The sequence below is a fragment of the Micromonospora sp. CPCC 205558 genome (genome assembly GCF_036902955.1).
Lineage (GTDB): Bacteria > Actinomycetota > Actinomycetes > Mycobacteriales > Micromonosporaceae > Micromonospora.
Genome location: NZ_JBAKHR010000009.1, coordinates 239709 through 260918 on the forward strand (window position 1 = coordinate 239709; position 21210 = coordinate 260918).

Annotated in this window: 15 protein-coding genes; 3 read left to right on the forward strand and 12 right to left on the reverse strand. The window is 70.2% G+C overall.

Annotated elements, in window-relative coordinates:
* Positions 1-39 precede the first annotated feature (39 nt).
* From V6U86_RS13640 to V6U86_RS13650, 3 genes are read left to right on the forward strand one after another with little or no spacing between them, the layout of a single operon-like run.
* Positions 40-1299: a nucleotide sugar dehydrogenase gene (locus tag V6U86_RS13640; RefSeq protein ID WP_334502888.1), complete on the forward strand. Its 1260-nt coding sequence runs from the start codon at positions 40-42 to the stop codon at positions 1297-1299.
* Positions 1300-1348: 49 nt separating this feature from the next.
* Positions 1349-2062, forward strand: coding sequence for a PIG-L deacetylase family protein (locus V6U86_RS13645; RefSeq protein ID WP_334502787.1), 714 nt, complete (start codon positions 1349-1351; stop codon positions 2060-2062).
* Positions 2063-2110: 48 nt separating this feature from the next.
* Complete coding sequence (locus tag V6U86_RS13650; RefSeq protein WP_334502790.1) at positions 2111-3103, forward strand: NAD-dependent epimerase/dehydratase family protein; 993 nt, start codon at positions 2111-2113, stop codon at positions 3101-3103.
* A 140-nt stretch (positions 3104-3243) separates the two neighbouring features.
* Here the strand turns inward: V6U86_RS13650 and V6U86_RS13655 are convergent, their stop codons facing one another.
* From V6U86_RS13655 to V6U86_RS13710, 12 genes are all read right to left on the reverse strand, one after another.
* Positions 3244-4635 carry a glycoside hydrolase family 6 protein gene (locus V6U86_RS13655; RefSeq protein WP_334502890.1) on the reverse strand — a complete coding sequence of 464 codons (1392 nt, stop codon included), beginning with the start codon at positions 4633-4635 and terminating at the stop codon, positions 3244-3246.
* A 222-nt stretch (positions 4636-4857) separates the two neighbouring features.
* Positions 4858-6933 carry a multicopper oxidase family protein gene (locus V6U86_RS13660; RefSeq protein ID WP_334502792.1) on the reverse strand — a complete coding sequence of 692 codons (2076 nt, stop codon included), beginning with the start codon at positions 6931-6933 and terminating at the stop codon, positions 4858-4860.
* A gap of 105 nt (positions 6934-7038) precedes the next feature.
* Positions 7039-7698 (reverse strand): response regulator transcription factor, encoded by a 660-nt coding sequence (locus V6U86_RS13665; RefSeq protein WP_334502794.1) that lies wholly within the window; start codon positions 7696-7698, stop codon positions 7039-7041.
* On the reverse strand, positions 7695-8813 hold the full coding sequence (locus tag V6U86_RS13670) for a sensor histidine kinase (RefSeq protein WP_334502796.1): 1119 nt from the start codon (positions 8811-8813) through the stop codon (positions 7695-7697). The genes V6U86_RS13665 and V6U86_RS13670 overlap by 4 nt, the downstream gene beginning before the upstream one ends.
* Positions 8814-8909: 96 nt before the next feature.
* Positions 8910-10196, reverse strand: coding sequence for a cellulose binding domain-containing protein (locus V6U86_RS13675; RefSeq protein ID WP_334502798.1), 1287 nt, complete (start codon positions 10194-10196; stop codon positions 8910-8912).
* A gap of 420 nt (positions 10197-10616) precedes the next feature.
* Positions 10617-13448: a hypothetical protein gene (locus V6U86_RS13680; protein WP_334502800.1), complete on the reverse strand. Its 2832-nt coding sequence runs from the start codon at positions 13446-13448 to the stop codon at positions 10617-10619.
* 156 nt (positions 13449-13604) lie between these two features.
* Positions 13605-14750 carry an alanine racemase gene (locus V6U86_RS13685; RefSeq protein WP_334502802.1) on the reverse strand — a complete coding sequence of 382 codons (1146 nt, stop codon included), beginning with the start codon at positions 14748-14750 and terminating at the stop codon, positions 13605-13607.
* The gene (locus V6U86_RS13690; RefSeq protein WP_334502804.1) at positions 14747-16345 is read right to left on the reverse strand and encodes an IucA/IucC family protein; all 1599 of its coding nucleotides are present in this window, start codon (positions 16343-16345) and stop codon (positions 14747-14749) included. The genes V6U86_RS13685 and V6U86_RS13690 overlap by 4 nt, the downstream gene beginning before the upstream one ends.
* Positions 16342-17970 carry an IucA/IucC family protein gene (locus V6U86_RS13695; RefSeq protein WP_334502806.1) on the reverse strand — a complete coding sequence of 543 codons (1629 nt, stop codon included), beginning with the start codon at positions 17968-17970 and terminating at the stop codon, positions 16342-16344. Before V6U86_RS13695 ends, V6U86_RS13690 begins: the two co-directional genes overlap by 4 nt.
* Positions 17967-19136 carry an ATP-grasp domain-containing protein gene (locus V6U86_RS13700; protein ID WP_334502892.1) on the reverse strand — a complete coding sequence of 390 codons (1170 nt, stop codon included), beginning with the start codon at positions 19134-19136 and terminating at the stop codon, positions 17967-17969. The genes V6U86_RS13695 and V6U86_RS13700 overlap by 4 nt, the downstream gene beginning before the upstream one ends.
* Before the next feature lie 50 nt (positions 19137-19186).
* Complete coding sequence (locus tag V6U86_RS13705; RefSeq protein ID WP_334502808.1) at positions 19187-20434, reverse strand: MFS transporter; 1248 nt, start codon at positions 20432-20434, stop codon at positions 19187-19189.
* Entirely contained in the window at positions 20431-21141 is a 711-nt protein-coding gene (locus V6U86_RS13710; RefSeq protein WP_334502810.1) for a siderophore-interacting protein, read from the reverse strand. The genes V6U86_RS13705 and V6U86_RS13710 overlap by 4 nt, the downstream gene beginning before the upstream one ends.
* Positions 21142-21210 lie beyond the last annotated feature (69 nt).

Sequence of the window (21210 nt, forward strand, 5' to 3'; positions counted from 1 at the left end):
ACCTCCATAGTGAATGGATCAACAGGGGAGTTTTCTCGTGTGTCGTACGACTTGGCAGTGGTTGGTCTCGGCTATGTGGGTCTACCCCTGCTGAAAGAGGCAGCCGCTGCCGGGCTGCGTGTTGTCGGCGTGGATATCGACGCCGGCCGGGTCGACATGCTGAACAGCGGGAAATCGTACGTCGACGACATCTCCAAGGACGATCTCGGTGAGATGCTTGCCGCCGGCTTCCGTGCGACGACGGACCCGGCGTCGTTCGCCGAGAGCGCAGTCATCATCGTCTGCGTGCCGACGCCGCTCAGCGACGATCACGGACCTGATCTGACGGCTGTGCGGAGTGCGGCACGCATGGTGGCCGCCCGCCTGATGCCGGGCACACTGGTCGTCCTGGAGTCCACGACGTATCCCGGAACAACCGAGGAGGTCGTTCGGCCGATCCTGGAGGAATCGGGCCTCACGGCGGGGCGCGACTTCAGCCTGGCGTACTCGCCTGAGCGCATCGATCCGGGGAACGGCCAGTTCGGACTGCGGAACACGCCGAAGGTCGTCGGTGGCCTGACCGAGAGCTGCCGTGACCACGCTGCCACCTTCTACGGCAAGCTGGTTTCCCGGGTGGTGCCCACCTCCGGCCTCCGCGAGGCCGAGATGGCGAAGCTGTTGGAAAACACCTATCGCAACGTGAACATCGCCCTGGTCAACGAAATGGCGATCTTCTGCGAGGAACTGGGCATCGACCTGTGGGAGACCATCGAGGCCGCCGCCACCAAGCCATTCGGCTTCCACAAGTTCCTCCCCGGCCCGGGAGTCGGCGGACACTGCATCCCGATCGACCCCTCCTACCTGTCGCACACCGTCCGCAAGCTCGGCTACGCCTTCCGGCTGGCCGAAACAGCGGACGAGATCAACGGGCGGATGCCCAGGTACGTCGCCAGCCGCCTGCAGCGGGCGCTCAACCGGGAGCGGAAGTCGGTCAACGGCGCACGCGTGATGCTGCTGGGTGTGACGTACAAGCCGGACATCGCCGACGACCGCGAGACTCCGGCGCTGCCCCTGGCCCGTGAGCTGCTCAACCTCGGCGCCGAGTTGTGCTTCGCCGATCCCTACGTGCGGAACTGGGTCGTCGACGGGGTGAGCATCACACCGGTGGAGGCGCCCCTTTACGCGGTCCACGACTGTGACGCCGTCGTACTGCTCCAGGCCCACTCCGCGTTCGATCTCGCGGCCATCGCCCGGCGCTCCCGGTTGGTGCTCGACACGAGCGGCCGCATGGAGCGCTACGACAACGTCGAGCGACTCTGAGCCGCGCTTCAGGAGACCTTCGGATGACTCACGGAAACGGACACCCACGATGACTTTCACCTGGTCGCAGCAGCGCATTCTCATTCTTTCGCCGCATCCCGACGACGAGACCCTCGGCTGCGGCGGATTGATCCACAAGGCGAAGTCCGCCGGCGCCGAGGTCTTCGTCCAATTTCTCACCGTTGGCAACACCACCGATCAGTCCTCGTCCGTCGTTTCCAGCCCGACGGAACGCGACCACGAAATCAAGCGGGTCGCAGACCACCAACAGTGGGACGGCTGGCACATGGCGTTTCCGGGCGACGAGTATCACCTCCGGCTCGACCAGATTCCCCGGGTCGAACTCGCCAACATGGTGGAGCAGGAGAGCCCGCTGGCGATCGCCAGGCTGCGTCCGACGATGTTGATCGCTCCGCACCGGTCGAGCTACAACCAGGACCACCAGGCTGTCGCTGAGGCGGCCCACACCGCGACGCGACCATCCAACACCCGGCTACGCCATCACCCCGATTTCGTGCTGGCCTACGAAGAGGCAGCGGATCAGTGGCGTACCGATTCGGTCCCGATGCCTAACCTCCTGGTCGAACTCGCCGAGGAGGACCTCGAAAGCAAACTCGAAGCCATGCGGCAGTACGCCACCCAGGTTCACGAGCATCCACATACGCGGTCCGAACAAACCCTCCGCAGCCTCGCGGTACTGCGCGGCATGCAGGCCGGCGTACCGCTTGCCGAGGCGTTCTACATCATGCGCTGCCTGGCCTGACCGGCTGCGCACCCCCGCACCCCACCTGCTGCCGAAAGGAAGCGAGCTATGCGAATTCTTGTCACCGGGGGCGCCGGATTCATCGGCTCCCACCTCTGTGAATTCCTGGTTGCGCAACACCATGACGTCACCGTGCTCGACGAGCTTTCCACTGGTTCGGTGGCAAACCTCGCCAGTTGCCTGGACGCCGGGACCGTACGCCTCGTGGAGGGGTCGATCCTCGACCGGGACCTGGTGAACGAGTGCGTCCGCGGCAAGGATGCGGTCTTCCATCTCGCCGCCGCCGTCGGGGTGCGAACGATCGTCGACAATCCCCTGCACTCACTGCGCGTCAACCTGTACGGAACGGAAAACGTCGTCGAGGCGGCAGTGACGCACGGGGTGCCATTCGGCGTCACGTCGACAAGTGAGGTGTACGGCAAGAACGATGCCGACGGGCTCCGCGAGGACGCCGACCGGATCCTCGGGTCCCCGCTGCTCAGCCGATGGTCATACGCGGCGGCCAAGGGTCTCGACGAGTTGGTGGCGCACGTTCGCGCGGCCGAGACGGGCACCCCCTGCGTGAGTTACCGACTGTTCAACGTCGTCGGGCCGCGGCAGACAGGCCGGTACGGCATGGTCCTGCCCCGGTTTGTCGCGCAGGCGCTCAACCACGAACCGATCACGGTGTACGGCGACGGCACGCAGCGCCGGTGCTTCGGGTCGGTCTACGACGTCGTACCCGCGATGGTCGAGCTGCTGCGGACCCCTGCGGCGCACGGTAGGGCGGTGAACCTCGGCGGGCGCGAGGAGATCTCCATCCGCGGCCTCGCCGAGAAGATCAAGGACTTCACCGGCTCGACCAGTGACATCCAGACGGTGCCCTACGACGTCGCCTACGGCAGCGGATTCGAAGACATGGCTCGCCGTATGCCGGATCTGTCACTGGCCCGCGAACTCATCGGGTACACCGTCCGTTACAGCCTCGACGACATCGTGCGATCAGTCGTCGGGGACCCACACCGCGTCGACGATCGGGATTCGCTGCTGGCCGCTCCGTAGTCGAACGGGCGCAGCTGTGGACGCAGACGCCACACCGCACCTGATCCCACGCCACGCCGCCAACCCGGCCCGCCGCCGGGACGGAGACCGGCCCGGCACGGAGAGTGGTCCTCCGCGCCGGGCCGTGGCACCCGGTTGGGTCAGGCGGGCACGCAGTCGGCCAGCACGCCCGGGCCAGTGCCGGTGCCCTGGAAGCCGAAGTTGGTCGACTGCCGACCGAGGACCCGTCCGTTGTAGCTCATGTTGGTGAACCCGACGGTTCCGCTGCTGCCGCTGGCCTGGGCGTTCCAGACGCCGGTGACCGCTGCGCCGCCGGGCAGCGTGACGTTCACGGTCCAGCCGTTGATGTCCGACTTGCCGGCGGTGACCGTCACGCTCGCGGTGAAGCCCCCGGCCCACTGGTTGACCGCGATCGACGCGTAGCAGCCGTCACCGGCCGGCGGCGTGGTGTTCGGCGGCGGGGTGGTCGGCGGGGTGGTCGTCGGCGGGGTCGTGGTCGGCGGAGTGGTCGTCGGCGGGGCGGTGGTGGGCGGGGCGGTGGTGGGCGGGTTGGGCGCGCCGTTGGCCAGGCTGAAGGCCAGCTCGGGCTGGAACGAACCGGCGGTGTAGCGGCAGCCGTCCGCCTCGCCCGGCGGCTTCACCCAGAGGTACGCGTCGATGTTGTTGTCGCCGGTGTTGGTCGTCGGGTACTGCCCGATGCGTCGGTCGGTGTTGTCGTCGCCGCACCAGTCCCCGCTGGCGCCCCCGTTACGGCTGGTGTCGATGACCTGGCGCTTGCCCGAGATCCCCATGCCGTTGAGGGAGGAGATGACCGACCGGCCGAAGTTCGCCTCGTTGGAGGTGGAGTTGTAGTTCGACACGTTGGTGAAGAAGCCGTCGGCGTACTGCACGCCGGCGGCCCGGAGCCGGTTGGCCGTCTCACCCGCGCTGTTCCAGGTGGAGTGGCCGCCGTCGAGGTACACCTTGGCGTTGGGGTTGCCCGACTTGATGGTCCGGGTGGCCGTCGAGATCGCCTCGTTGCGCGCGTTGATCTCGCCGGTGCTCAGGCAGGTCAGCAGGGCGAGCGAGTCGGTCTCCAGGATGATGATGACGGTCTGGTTGCCCAGTCCTCTGGCGAAGTTGGACACCCACGTCTGGTACTGGTTGAGGTCGGGCGCCCCACCGGCGCTGGCCCCGCCGCAGTCCCGGTTGGTGATCTCGTACACCGCCAGAACCGGGATCTGCTGTGCCGCGTTGGCGGCGCCGATGAACCCGGAGACCTCGGACTGCACGGTCGAGGGGTTGAAGTTGGCGAACCAACGCGCCTGTGGCTGACTTGCGATCTTGTCGCGGATGACGGCGGCTCGCGAGTCGCCGGGGTTGGCGGCGACCCAGCGGACGACGGCCGAACTCGGGTCGCGGTAGAGCGACCCGGACAGCGTGCCGGCGGAGGCGCTGCTGACGGCGAGGCAGACGCCGACGGCGGCGGCGCCCGCGACGGCCGCCACACTGGCGGCCGCCGATCTGCGGCGGAGCGAGGAGAGGATGGCCACGACGTGTTGCCTCCAGATCACATCGATGTTGCTAAGTTGATGGGAGCGTTCCCATGGACGTTAGCGGAGGCGTGCACCACTGCCAAGATGTGAACGCCCATCGATGGGGCAGATGCCGATGTTCGGGTGTCACAGCAGCCACCACTGTCGGCCTCGGCGACCTTCGCGGATCACCACCCACGCTGCGTCGAGGCCCGGTGGAGGAAGGCTCGACAGGCCCGCCTACTCCGGCTGATTGGGAGTGCCGCGCCCCAGCTCGTAGGGGGATGTCACCCCCTCGTAGGCGAGGTGCATCACCATGCCGTTGGCCGCGTGGTCGAGGTTGTGACAGTGGTCCATCCAGAGCCCCGGATTGTCCGCAGTGAAGCCGATCTCGTAGATCTGACCGGGTATCAGGTCGAGGCTGTCGATCCACCACGGCGACCCGGTCGCGCGGACCCCGTTGCGGGACAACACCAACGCGTGATGACCGTGCAGATGCATCGGGTGGTTCTGGTGGCTGCGGTTGACGATCCGCACCTTGACCACGTCACCCGTCCGGACCATCAGCGTCGGCGTCCTGGGGAAGCTGTGCCCGTTGATGATCGGCACCAGGTGGAGACCGCCGTCGTAGAAGGACAACCGGTCGTCGAGGAGCTGGGTGAACGAGCGGTCGAACGACGAGCCCGCGTCGAAGGGCCGGGAGCCGCCAGAGCCGTACGAGAGTGGGTCGAACTGGTGCCCGTCGTCGACGACCTTCGGCGTCGAGCTGTCACCCGGGGGCGCCAACACCAGCCCACCGTCGCGGTTGGCGAGGTCGGTGAGGCGCACCGGGCCTGCCGGCATCGTGAACGTCACGTCGTAGCGGCCCCCGGTCGCCAGCCCGAACCGCGGGTCGGTCAGCGGGGTCGGGCCGCTGACGTCGACCCCGTCGATCGCCGCGACCCGCACCGGCGTGCCGTTGACCGTCAACGACCGCGGGCGGCTGTCGGTGGACGGATTGTTGTCGGTGTTGATCAGGCGCAGCCGCACCGGCGTGCCCGGGGCGACCTCCTGGCGTTGCAGCGTGTCACTGGTGCCGAACGCGACGATGTTGTCGTCCGGCGTACGCCACTCGTGCGCCATCACGACGACATCACGCTCGCCGGGCGGCGGGCCGTCGCGTGGCTCGACGATCAGTGCGCCGAACAAGCCCCGCCGGATCGCCTCAAGCGGGTTCTGGTGGGTGTGGTACCAGAAGGTGCCGACCTGCTCGGCGATGAACCGGTAGGTGAAGGTGCCACCCGTCTCCACCGCGTTCTGCGTCGCGCCGGCCACGCCGTCCTCACCGTTGGGCACGTCGAGGCCGTGCCAGTGGATCGTCACGTTCTCGTCGGGGATCTCGTTGTGCAACGTCACCTCGACGAGGTCGCCCTCGCGGACCCGCAGTTCCGGTCCGGGCGACTGACCGTCGTACGTCAACGCCTCGATCTCGGTGCCCGACGACAGCCGTACCGTGGCGTTTCTCGCGGTCAGGGTGAAGGCCTTGTTGGGCTTGCCGGTCCGCGGCCCGCGCAGGTCGTCGACGGAGACCCCACCGTGCCCACCGTGACCGAACGACGGGCCGCCGCCGTAGTCGACGTTGTCGTGCGACGTCATGCTCATGCGGTCGGGCAGTCTGCTGCTCTGGGCCACGTAGGCGATGCCAGCGGCGACGACGAGCACCACGACGGCGGTCTGCGCGGTGGCGCGCAGGGCGCTGGCCCGCCGGCCCCGACGGGCGAAGTCCGTCGCCGTGACGGCACGCAGGCGCCGCCCCTGCCAGAGCCACAGCACCAACACCGACAGGAGGATCGGCGCGGCGTGGGTCGCGATGTCGTCGAGGTAGGAGGGGACCGGCCGGGACACGTACGCGAAGTAGACACCAATGACCGTCGCCACGGCCGTCACCTGGACCGGAACGACGAAGCGGGGATCGGCGACGGCGGAGCGCGTCTGCACGTCGACCGGTGCGTCGTCGCGGTTGGCCAGGGCGCGCAGCGCCGGCACGGTCCAGACGGCGACGGCCAGCATCGGCAGCAGCAGGAGCGGCATCTGCACGATCACGCGGTTGTCGGCGAAGATCCAGTCGACGGCGAGCATCAACCCGATCGCGACGCACTTGACGATCAGCACCACCAGCGCGGCGACGAGCAGGCGCAGCAGCCGCCGCGCGCTCTTCCGCAGCGCCTCGGGCGTCGGCCGCCAAGCCAGCCGCGTGGCGAGGATCGCCGCGGACAGCCAGATCAGGAACAGGACCCCGGCCAGGATCCCATCGGCGTTCTCTCCGACCTCAAACATGACGCCAACGTACGGAAGGTGTGCGGCACGTGGCATCCGGTGACGAACGGCCAGGGTGTACGGCGATCACCGTAGCCGGGATCCCCTGCGAAACAGGGGCCGTAGCTAGCTGCCGGGCGCGACGAGCCCGGTCTGGTAGGCGAGCACGACGAGTTGCGCGCGGTCGCGGACGCGGAGCTTGACCATGGCCCGGTGGACGTGGGTACGGGCGGTGGCCGGGCTCATCGACAGCCGGCGCCCGATCTCCTCGTTGGTCAGGCCGCTGGCCACCAGGCTCATCACCTCGCGCTCGCGGTCGGTCAGCACCGCCAGCCGGCCGCCGTCGACCGGCGGCGGCGCGACCCTGCTGACGAATGCGCTCACCAGCCGGCTCGTCACCCGCGGCGAGATCAACATGTCGCCGCCGGCCACCACCCGCACGGCCTGGCGCAGTTCGTCGGGCTCGATGTCCTTGAGCAGGAACCCGCTCGCGCCAGCGCGCAGCGCCTCGAAGACGTACTCGTCGAGCTCGAAGGTGGTCAGCACGATGACCCGCACGGCCGGGAACCGTTCGACGATCGCGGCCGTGGCCTTGACGCCGTCGAGCACGGGCATTCGCACGTCCATCAACACGATGTCGGGCCGGGTCGCGGCGACCATCTCGACGGCCTGGGCGCCGTTGGATGCCTCACCGACCACCTCCAGGTCGTCGCTGTGGTCGAGCAGGCCCCGGAAGCCGGCCCGTACGAGTGTCTGGTCGTCCGCCAGCACCATCCGGATCGTCACGCTGTCTCCTCCACCTCGACCGGCAGCCGCGCGGCCACCCGGAAACCCCCGCCCTCCGGCCGAGGGCCCGCCTCGAGCGATCCGCCCGCGGCCGTGGCCCGTTCCCGCATGCCGGCCACCCCGTGCCCCCGCCGGCTCGCCGGGACCCCGACCCCGTCGTCGACGACCTCGACCGTGACGGCGCCACCCGTGTAGGTGATGGTCACGTCGACGGTCGTCGCCTCGGCGTGTTTGACCGTGTTGGTGATCGACTCCTGCACGATCCGGTAGACCGAGAGCGCCACCTCCGGCGGGATCGGTCGCGGGTTGCCGGCGACCCCCGAGCGCACCTTCACGCCGGCCTGCTCGGCGACCGCGAAGACGCGGGCCAGATCGGGCACCTCCCCGGCGTCGCGGAGCATGCCGATCGCCGAGCGGACCTCGTGCATCGCGTCGCGGGCCGCGCCCCGGATGCTACGCAACGCGGCCCGCGCCTCGGCCGGCTTGCTGTCGAAGATGTCGTCGGCGAGGCTCGCCTGCACACTGATCGCGGCGATCGTGTGACCGAGTACGTCGTGGACCTCGCGGGCGATGCGGAGCCGCTCCTGGGCGACCTCGTGTTGACGCTCCTGACGCATCACGGCGAGCCGCTGCTGTGCCTCAGCCAGCCGGATCCGGCGGGTGCGGATCGTCTCGGCGAGCAGCACCACGGCCGCGAGCAGTGAACCCTCTTCGAGGGTCGCCGCCAGGGCGGGGAAGAAGCCCTCGCCGAGCAGCGTGTAACGCATGATCAGCTCAAGGACGACGAAGAACCCGGCGACGACGAGCGCCCAGGTGAACCGGCCGGCGGCCGCGACGGAGAAGAGGGCGGCGGCCAGCGGGAGGGCGGGCGGGATGCCCGGGTACTCAAGCGCGTAGTAGATCATCAGCGCGGTGACCGAGCCGACGAGCACCAGCAGCGGCCAGCGGCGGCGGAAGACCAGCAGGAGCCCGATCACCGCGCCGATCGCGTAGGCGCGCGCGTCCGGCGGCCGGGCGCCGGGCTCGTCGGCGACTCGGATCGCCACCGCCACGACGGCCGCGACGACGATCGCGATGACTGCATCGATCGCGATCCGTCGGATGGCCGGGCCCATGTCCGCAACGGTACGACGCGCGCACGGTCCGTTAGCGAGGGCCCCTTCCTGACCCGAACCCGTCAGCAAGGGGCCCCGTCCCTCATCCCGCCCCGGTCAGGGGCTCGTGCAGGTGACGTTGCTGGGTGCGCTGGCACCGTTGCCCGTGGCGGTGAACCCGAAGTTCGTCGACGCGTTCGGGCCAACCGTGCCGTTGTAGGGGGCGTTCCTGACGGTGACGCTGCCGGTGGTGCCCGTGTTGACACCGCTCCACAGGCTGCTGATGGCCTGACCACTGGCCAGGGTCAGGCCCACTGTCCAGCCGTTCAAAGCCGCCGCGGAGTTGTTGGCCACGGTCACCTCGGCCTGGAAGCCGCCGGGCCAGGTGTTGAGCGTCCGGTAGGTGGCCACGCAGGCGCCGGGCTCCCCGGTGGGCGGCGGGGTGGTCGGCGGATCCGTGGGCGGCGGGGTCGTGGGCGGCGGGGTGGTCGGAGGGGTCGTCGACTCGAACTGGCTGAAGAACCTCCAGATCTCGCCCGAGGTCCAGGTCCGCGAGTCGTTGGGGCTGCCCGAGCCGTCGACGGGGCTGGGGGTGTGGTCCCCGTCGAACGCCGCCCACTGCACCGGGTAGCCGGCTCGGCAGCCCGAGTAGGCGGTGGTGATGTGGGTGAGGCTGCCCCGGCTCGGCTCGCGCGGGCTCTGCGCGGTACAGCCGTTGTTCCGCACGAACGTGTCGCGCAGTTGCCGCCCCTGGGAGATGTTCAGCACGCTGTCGTAGATGCCGTGGATGCCGAAGTAGGCGACCGGCTGAGTGCCCCCGTTGCATCCGCTGAGGTTGGCACCGGACAGCACGCTGACCGCGCGGATGACAGTGGGTCGGGCGCAGGCCACCGCGTAACTCATCGCCCCGCCGTAGCTCCAGCCCAGGGCGAAGCGCTGAGTGGTGTCCACGCAGAGGTCGTTCTCGATCTGCCGGGAGATGTCGTCGAAGAGGGTCAGGTCGCGACCGTTGGTGTTGGCCCAGCCGGCGTTGAGCCCCTGCGGAGCGACGAAGATCGTGCTGTTGTTCGACAACGGCTGGAGCCCGTAGTAGCCGGCCGAAGTGACGTTGTTGGCCGAGCCGTTCAACCAGTGGAAGCCGAAGACCAACCGGTAGGGATGGTTCCGGTCGTACCCGTCCGGGATCCGCAGGTTGTACGTACGGCTCTGTCCGCTGCTCTGAATCGTCCGCGTTCCGCTGGCGAGGGTGGGGGCCTTGCCGCAACCGGCGGTCGCCGCGAGGGTGCCGTTGGTGGCGGCCACCGCCGTCGCACCGAAGCCGCCGCTCAACACGCCGCCGGTGGTGGCCGCGAGGAGAAGCGCCGCGGCCGCGATGGATGGGAGGAAGAACCTGGGTCTCAGCATTGCTTGGGCTCCTTGCCGTTCGGCCTCTGGTGCTCGTGACTTGGCAGCGACACATTGCGATGTGCCGCCGCGACCCGTCGGCCCGGACTGCCTGCGGTGGAGCGTCGGAAGCTGGACATGCGGCCGGCGCGACATCGCCTGACGACCAACCATGGTCGTCTGGCATCGACGGGGGCCCGGACTGGTCACCGACCGGCAGATGCGGCGGGAGGGGCGGACCCCTCGGCGCGTCGTCGCCGGCTGGCTCAGGTGACCGGGAGCGTGCCCTTCACTCCCGGATGAAAGATAGCATGTTATCGATAACATGCTGATCCAGATCGACCGTCCGGTTGGGCGATCGCGCGCCGAATGAGCGACGCCCCGCAGGCGCTCATCGGCCTGCGGGGCGTCACTCGACAACTGCTGAAATTCGTGGGCCGATCAGCCCGACTTCACCACAACGAAGTACCAGACCTCGTCGGTGGTACTCCCGTCGGCCTTGCGGCCCTTGACGACGAGGTAGGTGCCGGTTGCCTCGGTCGGCGTCCAGGTGATCGACGCGCGGCCCTCGGCGTTGGCCTCGACCGTCCCCGGGACGCCACCGATGGTGTATTCGAACGACGTGATTCCGGCCGTCCCACCGCTGAACTCGAACCGGCCCTCAAGGCCCACTCCGCCGCCGGGGGTGCTCTGCGGATACTCCTCGGAGAACACGTACGGCGCGGTGCCGACCTGGAACGGATATTCGGTGACCGGGGAGAGCCGGCCGTCCTCGGTGCGGCCCTGCACGGTGAGCATGTTGAGCCCGTTCCGGTCCGGCACGACCGTGACCCGGGTGCTCCAGCTGTCCCCGATGGCCACGGTCAACTCCGGGCCGTCGTTGAGCCGGTAGCGGTACTCCACCACCTCCGGAGTCCATGAGGTGCTGAAGCTGAAGTCCCCAGGCACGCCGATGCCACCCCTCGGGCTCCACTCGGAGAACTCGCTCCACACCGAGACCCGCGTGTCGCGGACCGGGACCGTCATCTCGCGCTCCGGCGACGTCGTTCCGTCCTGAGCGACACCGGCGACCCTGGCCGAGAACCAGCCGCCTCCGGACTGCGGTGTGAACGAGACGGTCGCCGTGCCGTCCGGCCGCGCCGCGACGGTCTGATACTCGCTGAAGTCCAGCGAGTAGCGGAACTCCTTGGTGTCCGGCAGCACCGAGCGGAACGTCAGCGTCATCGGCTGACCGTCCGCACCACCGCTCGCCGGGTCGGTGCTGACCACCGGCGCCTCGAATGGTTGCCAGGTGAAGGTCTTCTCCGGCGACCGGGTGCCATCGGCCAGCAGAGCCTGGACGATCAGCGTGTTGTCACCGATGTGCGTCGGCGTCACGGTGAACTCCGTGCTGCCTCCGCCGCCGTCGATCGCGACCTCCGGTTCGCCGTCGAACCGGTAGGCGTACCCGGTCACGTCCGGCAGCCGGCTGCTCACGTAGAACTGCACCGGCAGGCCGACGCCGTCGATCCGGTTCAGGTGTTGCAGTGTCGGCGAATACAGGTTCGGCACCGGGTCGATGACGTTGAACTGGTGGTACGCCTCCATCGACTTCTCGCCGTCCGCCCGCACCGACCGCACGACCATGTCGTGCCAGCCTGCGGTCGCCGTCCACGAAACGACCGCGGTTTTGTCCGCGGCTGCCTGAACGGTCTCCGCGACGCCGTTCAAGACGTATTCGTAGGCGACGACGTCACTGTTGCGCGGCGTGAACGTGAACGATCCGGTCTTGCCGGCGATCTGGTCGGTGTCGAAGTTGAACTCGGCCGACGCCACCCCAGGAGCGTCGGTGACATAGACCCGCAGGGTGTCCTGACCGATGAGCTTCTTGTTCACGTAGCTGCTGACGACCACCTCGACCTCGCCGGTCGCGGTGAACGTCAGCTGACCGGTGGCTGCGCCGTCGACGGCCGGCACCCGGGTTTCCGGCCCACCCTTGATCTGATAGCCGAAAGCGGTCGTCTCGGGCTTCCGCGCGGTGAGGGCGAGCGTGCTCGGAAGCCCGACGCCGCCCAATTCGATCTGCACGTTCGGTGCGGTGTCGGCGATGTTGAAGCGGTAGCGCTTCTCCGGCCCCCGGTTGCCCACGGCGTCGACCGAGTGGAAGGTGAGCTCCTCGAACCGGTCCCGCTTCGGGGTGTATTCGAGGACCGCCGTGCCGCCCGGGTGCCGCGCCTTGACCTGTCCGTTGTAACCGCTCGAGTCACGCCACGCGAACCCGACCACGTCGAGGTCGCCGCCCGCGTCGAGGCGGAACTTCCCCTTGAGGCCGGTGCCCCCGCCGGGCGTGGTGCCCTCGGGGTAGAGCTTCGAGGCGACGCCCGGCGGGTTCGCCGGTGCCGTCTTGTCCATGACGAGGTAGCAGATTTTGCTCCACGGGCCGGCGTCGTAGTAGTCACGGCCTTGTGCCTGCCAGGCAAGAAGCTCGCCGTCGGCGTACTGACTGAGGTCCGTGCCGTAGTTGTAGCTGGAGAACTCGCGGCGCTGGTCCGGGTGGTCGACCGGCCAGATCGCGTAGAGGATCGACGGCGAGTCGCCCTCGTCGGGGTCGTTCGCGGTAGCTCTGAACAGGGTCGACGCCCCCGCCGGCGAAGGCTTGTCGACGGTGCCGCACGGCCGGGTCGGGCTCTCGAGACGCGGTTCGGTAACCGTTGGCGGGTGGTTGGACGTGGAGCTCAACGTCGGCTGCTGAAAGGTTCGGCCGGCCCGCGGGTCCGCTTCCTGGGCTGCCGTGATCCGGTATTCGATGGTGATCGACTTCTCGTGCCGGCCGAGGGCGGCGTTGAGCGTCGACACCATGTCGACGCCCAGGTAGCCGGGGCAGTAAGCACCTGCCCCGCGGTTGACCGAGATCAGCTTGTCGAGCTCGGCGGGCGGGTTGTTCCAGGTCGTGCCGGCCTTGACCGGGGCGGTCCGCCACAACTCGATCGTCGCGGCGGTGGAGCAGTCGGTGACGGTGTCCTCGTACGTGTACAGGTACGAGCTGTGCACCACCGCGCCCTTGAGCTGGGTCAGGTCGTAGGTGAAGTAGGAGCGGTAGGTGTGCGCCTTGTTCGCATCGTCGAGAATCGTCCCGACGGGCGGCGCGACTGCGGGGTTGACGAACTTTGTCTTAGGGCTCTGCGAATCGAGATAGGCCCAGCTCGACAGGGGCAGATTGACCGAGGTGGCGGCGAGGGCCGGCTGGCTGGTGGCCAGAACGACGGCGGCAACACCCACCACGGATGCCAGCATCGCTGATCCGATGCGCTTCATTTGGACGGTTACCTCCACTTAACGGCGCCTTGATCGGCTCCGTTCCGCGTTATCGTAACGACGAACGCCACTGGGTATTCGCCCGACAATCCAATGTGGAACAAGTCGGGAGTTCGTACGCCTTTTCCACGGGACTCAGGCCCGCAGCTCCCGTTCCGCCCACTCGGCAGCAATCCCGCTCGGATTGCCGTTGCGAAAGAGCGGCGGCTCGTGCAGCAGGAAGTCACGGTGGCTGATGTTCCAGGCGTACGCGCCGGCCATGGCGAAGGCCAACACGTCGCCCACGCCGATCGGCCCGGCGGTGGCCGAGAAGGACAGCACGTCCTTCGGGGTGCAGAGCTGCCCGACCACGGTGACCGGCCCGCCGTCGGTACGAGGGCCGTCGGCACCGCGTCGCGGGTGCACGGAGAACGGCTGCGCGTGCCCCTTCGCCGCCGGTGTCCGCAGGTGGTGCGTCCCCCCGGCCACCACCACGAACCACTCGCCGTAGGAGCGCTTCACGTCGATGACCTCGGTCAGGTACCACCCGCAGTGGGCGGTTACCGACCGGCCCGGCTCGATGCGCAGCCGCACTCCCGGGTACCTGTCCAGGACGTCCGCCAGGGCCTGGCCGTAGCCCTCCCAGTCGAACCGCGCGGCCGGGTCGGTGTAGTCGACGGTCATGCCCCCGCCCACGTCGACCTCGTCGGCGCCGACCTCGGCCACGGCCCAGCCGACCACGGCGGCGGCGACCGTCGCAGCCAGCGGTGCGTGCAACCCACTGGCCAGGTGGGCGTGGATTCCGCGTACGTCGATGCCGGCGGGCGGGCGCCGGGCGCACTCGACGGCGTCGGCCGGGTCCATGCCGAACGGGCTGGGCCCACCGCCCATGACCAGGCTCGCGCCCGGCGCGTCGACCGGCAGGTTCACCCGCAGCAGCACCTGCGCGGACCGGCCCGCGGCGGTGGCGAGCGCGCCGAGTCGCGCAAGTTCGGTGGGCGACTCGACGTGGATGCGGTGCACCCCGGCGGCGAGCGCAGCGCCGAGGTCCGCGTCGGTCTTGCCCGGCCCGGCGTACGCGGCCGGCGCCCGTCCCGGCAGCACCTCGGCCAGCCGCCGTAGCTCCCCCCGGCTCGCGGCCTCGAACCCGTCGACGATCGGAGCGAGAGTCCGCAGAACACCGGGATCCGGGTTGGCCTTGACCGCGTAGAGCAGCTCGACCGGCTGCGGCAACGCGCGCCGGATGGCTCGGGCCTGCGCGGCCAGCGCGTCGAGGTCGTGGACGTAGACCGGCCGGGTCAACGTGGCCCACCCATCGGGTTCGGCACCGGCACGAACGGTGCGGCCCGGTCGGCGTCGCGCCGCCACCGGACCAGCAGGTTCGCCTTGGCCAGCAGCGGCTCGCCGGTCAGCAGCGCGCGCAGCTCGGAGGGATCACCGAGGTCGGCGGCGACCGCCTCGACGACGGCCCGCAGCTCCTGCCACAGCCGCCGTTCGATCTCCGGCCGGGCGTCGGCGAGAGCCCCGCTGATCCCACCGAGATGGTTGACGAACAGGCAGTAGACGATCCGGCGGTGGGCGGCCCGGGGACCGTACCGGACTTGCACCGGAACGCCGTCCGGCCAGGTGACCCACCGGTCGGCGTCCAGCTTCACCCCCTCCAGGTCGCGCAGCAGCATGCGTACCGGGCGGCGGTCCCGGTCGAGCACGACGACCACGTTCTGCAGGTGCGCCTCGTGCACGACACCGTGGCTGAGCCAACTGCGCAGCACCGCCGGGACGAGCAGGCCGACGTACGAGCGCCACCAGGCCACCGGGTCCGCTGTCACCAGCGGCGTCGAGGCCAGCGCCGCCGCCAGCACCGGGGTGTCGCCGGGTCGCAGGTGCGGGCGCAGACCGCCGCGCAGGATCGTCCCGTACGCCTCGTCGATGGTCGGGACGTCGACGGTGCGGTAGGCGGGCTCGGCGAGCAGCCCCACCCCGTCCGGCAGCGGCACCCGGGCCAGCAGGTCGGTCAGCGCCACCGCGCCGGTGAGTTCGTAGCGGGCGTTCTTGCGCAGGCAGTTGGTGATGCGCACGTGCAGGCTGGTCTTGACGAACAGGTCGGCCCCGGGGGCGTAGAGGGTGCGGACGCTCGCCGTCGGCCGGACCGGCACACCGGCCGCCCCCAGGTCGCGCAGCCGTGGGTGGGTGGGCGGGATCAGCGACAGCTGCCAGGGGTGCACCGGCAGGACGCGGTGCCCGCGCGGCGGCCGGGGCGGGTCGAGCGCGGCCACGAGCGGATCGAACGGGCCGGCGTCGGCGATCAGGTCATCCGGTACGGCAAGCCAGTGCAGCTGGAACGCCGTGCGCAGCTCCGGCGCGTACGCCCGCCAGCTGGCCGGGTCACCGCTGCGCCACTTCGGGGTGGGGTGGTGCGGGTGGCCGAAGACCAGCGACTGTTCGGAGTCGACGTACGCGTCGATGGAGGGCTCACCGGTGGGGGTGGGATCTTCGGCCGGTCGATCGGCCAGCAACCGGGCCACGGTGTCCCGGCTGGCCCGGACCTGCCCGACGAACTCGTCATTCGTCAGGCCGGTACGAGTGGCGAGCTCCGCCGCGACCAGAGCCGCCAACCCGTCCGCGTCCAGGTCTTCCCACCGCCCGCCGTCGATCCTTCGTTGCACCGGGCCGGCGTAGCGGTGCGCGCCGAGCGGCGAGGCTCGGGCGACCTCGCAGCGCACTGTGACGTCGAGGTGCGGCAGCAGCAGCCGTACGGCACCGTCGGTGACGGTCGGGGTGCCGTCCGGCGGGGGCAGCTCGCGCAACAGGCAGCCGAAGACGGCGTGGGCGGCGGCCAGATCGGCGAGCTGACCGGTGTCGGTGGCCGGCCGGGAGCGCAACTGCGCGCTCGTCATCGTGTCTCCCGGAGGTAGTTCGGGCCGGTACGCAGGTAGTACTTGTTGATGTCGGCGCAGCCCAACCGCTGTTTGGGCAGCAGGGTGCCGGCGGTGAGCATGGCCTTGATGGGCAGTTGGTTGGCGTGCAGGACCCGCTCGGTCAAGGTATGCACCGCCGGCCCGTCACCCCACCGGTCACGCGCGGCGGCGAGTCGGGGCACCAGCGCCTCGGCGGGTGACGGAACGGGCAGCCCGCGGCCCGCCAGGGCGACCAGCGGCGCGGTCGCGGCCAGGTGCAGGGTGATGGTGATGAACACGTCGGCCAATTCCTGCTGGTCACGCGCCCACATCCGGTCGTCGTGCAGGACGAGCCCGCCGGTGCCCTCGTGCCGCGCGTCGAGCCGGGCGCCGTCGTTGTCCTTGTAGAGCAGGCCGACCGTGCCGTCCGGGTGCACCAGCAGGTGGATGTTCTGCGGGTGCGCCTCCAGGGCGATGCCGTGGCGCAGCCAGAGGAAGACGTGCCAGTCGAGCAGCAGGTCCAGGTAGGACTCCAGCAGCGGCACGGGCCGCCCCGGGCTGATCCGTTCGAGGACGGTGCCCGCCACCGGGTCGGCGGCGGCGAGGGCCGCGACCGGCACGACCTGGACGCCGGCCAGGTCACGCGGAAATCGGCGCAGCAGGAAACCGCGTCGCTCGTCACCGTCGACGTGCGCCCAGGTGCTCTCGTCCGCGTGCCGGATCCGACCGGCGAAGCCGGGTTCGGTGGTGGCGATCCGGTCGAGCAGGGTGGCGACTGCCGCGCCGTCGGCGAGCGAGCCCGGTTGCAGCGTGCGTCGGTTGCGCGCGCCGAGACTCGCAGTGGGCAGCGGGAGTTTGAGATGCAGGTACGGGTCGTGGTCGAGTGCCACCGTCCGCATGGAGAGGGTGGGTCGCACCGGGGTCACCGGCAGGTCGACCACCGCTAGCGCGTCGCGGGCCACGGTGATCGGATGCGCCGGCAGCAGCAACTGGTCCGGTCGCGGCGCGCGCGGCCACCACGCTGGGAGTTCGCCAGCGAGCCGAACCTCCTCGGCGGGGGCGGCGTACCAGCGCAGCGCGAAACGTGGGGCGTGCTCCGGGGCGTACCGGAGCAGTTCGTCGTCGCGAAGACCGTGCCGGCACCGGTCGGTCGGGTAGACGGGGTGGCCGTGGTGGGCGGCGAGCACGTCGTCCAGGAGCGCCGCCGGCGGGCCGGTCGGGGTGATCGCCCGTTCGGCGGCCACCTCGCTGAGCACCCGCGGCCGGTGCCGGGCGGCGAGCCGCCGGGCCCGCAGGTCGGCGCGGCACTCGACGCCGAAGTCCCGCCAGCCAGCCTCGGCCTCGGCGTTGTCGTGCGGGGCGAGCAGCGTCAACAGCCCGTCCAGCGTCTCCGTACGCTGCGGGTCGCCGGCGCGGGTCACCAGCAGCACCATCGGCGCGGCGCTGCGCAGTGCCTGCTGGAACCCGTCCGCCCGGACCGGAATGCGCAGCAGGCCGGCGGGGTGGGGCGCCTGCCACCAGTCGGGCCCGTCCGGTCGGCCGGCGCTGAGCAGGCCGAGGTGATCCTCGCGCAGCAGGGCGTCGAGCACCCGGGCGAAGACTTCCCGCTCGCAGTCGTCGCTCACTCGACGATGGTCCACTGGAGGTCGCCGCGGAGAGCGGCCAGTGAGTGCCGGACGGTGGCCTCGTCGGGGCCGATGCCGTGCAGCACGGCGAGGTAGTCACGGTTCGTGCCGGTGTGCTCGGCGGTGCGACCCACCTCGCGCAACGGATGGCAGCCCAGCCGGACGTCGCCGTGCACGGTGTCCAGCCGGCCCGGCGCGGCGACGAGACGGCCGGACCGGTCCGCGCAGACGTACTCGACCCGGGCGTGGCGGTCGACGGGGTCGGGCAGGCCGAGAGCGGCCAGCGGCTCACCGAGGTGAAGCCGGATGACGTACTCGAACAACGGCACACCGAGCAGGTCGGCGAGGATCAGGTCCATCCGGTCACCGATGAGACGGTAGTTCACCTCGATGAGTCGGACCCGGCCGTCGGAGATGACGTACTCGGTGTGGCAGGCACCGAAGCCGACCCCGAGCGCGTCGAGCCGCTCCCGCAGCTGGGCGCGGGCCTGCTCGGCCGGGGGTGACCAGGCGAGGCTCTCCTCGGTGAAGGTCGGTGGCGGGCCGAGGCCGGTACGCCACCCGCCGAGGGAGGCCAGCTCGGTGCCGTCGCCGAGGGTCTCGAAGGTCCGCAGGTCGCCGTCGAGGTACTCCTCGACCACCAGGGCCACGCCGGGCCGGCGGCCCCGGATCTCGGCGACCCGGGCGACCAGCTCGCCGTGGTCGACCACCAGGTACGCGTCCTCACTGGCCACCCCCTCGCGGGGTTTGACCACCGCCGGGAACATCCCGGTCGGCACCTCTGGCGCGGCTTGCGGGTCGACGGTGACGGCGCGTACCAGATCGAGGCCCGCGGCGGCGATCGCCCGGCGGGCCGCCGCCTTGTCCTTGCAGAGACGGGCGGCGTCCGGGTCCTTGCCAGGCAGGCCGAGCTTGCGGGCGGCGATCGCGGTGGCCTCCTGGAGGTGGTCGCTGTTGGACAGTAGCGCCACCGGTCGGGTCGATGCCGCCGCCGCGACCACCGCGGCCGCGTCGCGGACCGCGCAGCGCGCCACCCGCACGTGCGCCGGCCATTCGGCTGGCCGGTCGGTCAGCACGGTGGCCGACAGCCCGAGCGACGCCGCTGCCGGAAGGAACCCGTCCAGGACGGCGTCGGTGGGGTTGAGCGCGGTCAGGTAGAGCCGCATGCCGCCTCCGTCGACTACCATAATGTCACGCTTAGGGCAGCCTACCCTTATTAGGCGGATACAGCGCGATCTACCCGATTTGGCGGGCCGGCGGTCGAGCCGGGCCGGCGCGGGAATCGGCGCTGGTGAGCGAGGCCGAGGGCGACTCCGGCGGCCACCAGCACGATGGCCGCGACCGCGACCGGCGGGTAGCCGACCCGGTCGGCCGCCGCGAGCCCGATCGACGACGCCACGAACGAGCAGACCAGGCCGAACGACGACAGGACGGTGAAGTCGGTGCCACCGGTGTCGGGCCGGGAGTAGTCCATGTTGACCGTGTAGAGCACGACGTTGGCGATGGTGTAGGCCACCATGAAGCAGCAGAGCGCGGCGACCGTCCCGCCCAGCGGCGCCTGACCGTTCATCAGCGGCAGCAGCAGCAACGTCGACACCGTGAGCGCGAGGCCGCCCGCCACGAGCACGCCACCGCGCCCGAACCGCCCGATCCCGAGCCCCGCCACCAGACCCGCCACGATGGCCGGGGCGCTGGTCACCACACCGGTGACAACGCCGATCCGACCCAACGACCACCCGGCGTCGACCAGCGCCGGCGTGACCAGGGCGTACGCCATGCCCGCGCCGACGTAGACCAGCGGCACCACCCCGAACGTCCACCACCGGCAGCCGGGCTGGCCGAACACCGACAGCAGCGCCCGGTAGGCCGTGCCGACCCGGGCCACCCGATCGGTACGGGGAGGCTCCCGGAACCGCCACACCACCAGCAGGCCGACCGCCGTCATCGCGGCCAGCAGGCCGATCGCAGGCGCCCAGCCGAACTGGTCGTAGACCAGGACGCAGGCGCCGCCACCGAGCAGGTTGCCGAGGTAGCTCGCGGCGACCTGGATGCCGTTGCCGGTCCCCCGGGACGACTCGGCGAGCATCCGCACCGCGACGGCGTCCACGGCGATGTCCTGGGTGGCCGAGAAGAACACGTACGCGGCGCAGATCGCGATGATCGGGCCGAGCGCGTCGGCTGGGCTGGCGAACGGCAGCAGCGCCAGCAGGGCCAACACCAGGGCGCTCTGCAGCACGAGCAGCCAGGAACGGTAGTGGCCGCGGCGGCGTGAACCGTACCGGTCGAGGAGCGGTGCCCAGAGGAACTTGATGGGCCAGATCAGGCCGACGATCTGCAGGAGCGCCAGCGTGTCCAGCGAGGTGCCGCCGTCGCGCAGGATGGCGGTGAGCCCGACGGTGATGAAGCCGACGCCGAGGTACTGGGTGACGTACAGCGCGGTCAGGGTGCCGAGCCGGCCCTTCATGCCGCTTTCCAGTAGCCGAGGGAGGTCAGCCGGTCCTTGTCGACGCCCAGCGTCTTGCGGAGGTGCCGGGTGATGCCCCGGGTGCTGGCCGCCTCGCAGGCCACCCAGTAGTGCCCCGTACCGCTGGTTGGCAGGGCGGCGCAGACCATGTCGACGAGGTGCTGACCCGCGTCGCGCCGTGGCACCCAGGTGACCTCGTGGTGCGCCCGGGCCCGCAGCGCGAGCGCCTTCTCGCCCTCATGGGCGTACTCCAGCCAGACCGTCGCCGGGATGTCGGCGCCGGCGTCGAGCAGGCTGTTCACCGCGGGCAGCGAGGCCGCGTCGCCGACGAGGTAGAGATGCTCGGGCGCGGGGTCGGGCAGCTCGAACGCGCTGCCCTGAACTGTCGCGCTGATGGTGTCGCCGACCTTGGCCGTGGTGGCCCAGCGGGCCGCGCAGCCGTCGTGGATGGCGAATTCGAGGCTGAAGCGGCCGGTGGCCGGGTCGGGGTCGACCAACGTGTAGGCGCGCTGGTGTGCCCGGCCGTCGTTGTCGAACCACAGCCGGATCCACATCGTGGGGTGCACCCCGCACGACTCCAGCAGGCCGCCCCCGTCCAGGAGAAGTCGCTGGTAGTGCCCGTCGATCGACTCGGTGCTCAGGACGGTCAACCGAAAGTCCCGACCTCCCATGGCCTTGAGGACCAGGGCCTCCCAGTTCCGTTTCACGCACCCCTCCAGGTAAGGTCATCCTTGGTTAGGGGAGGGTAACCTAAGTTGCGCTCCGGATGGAACAGA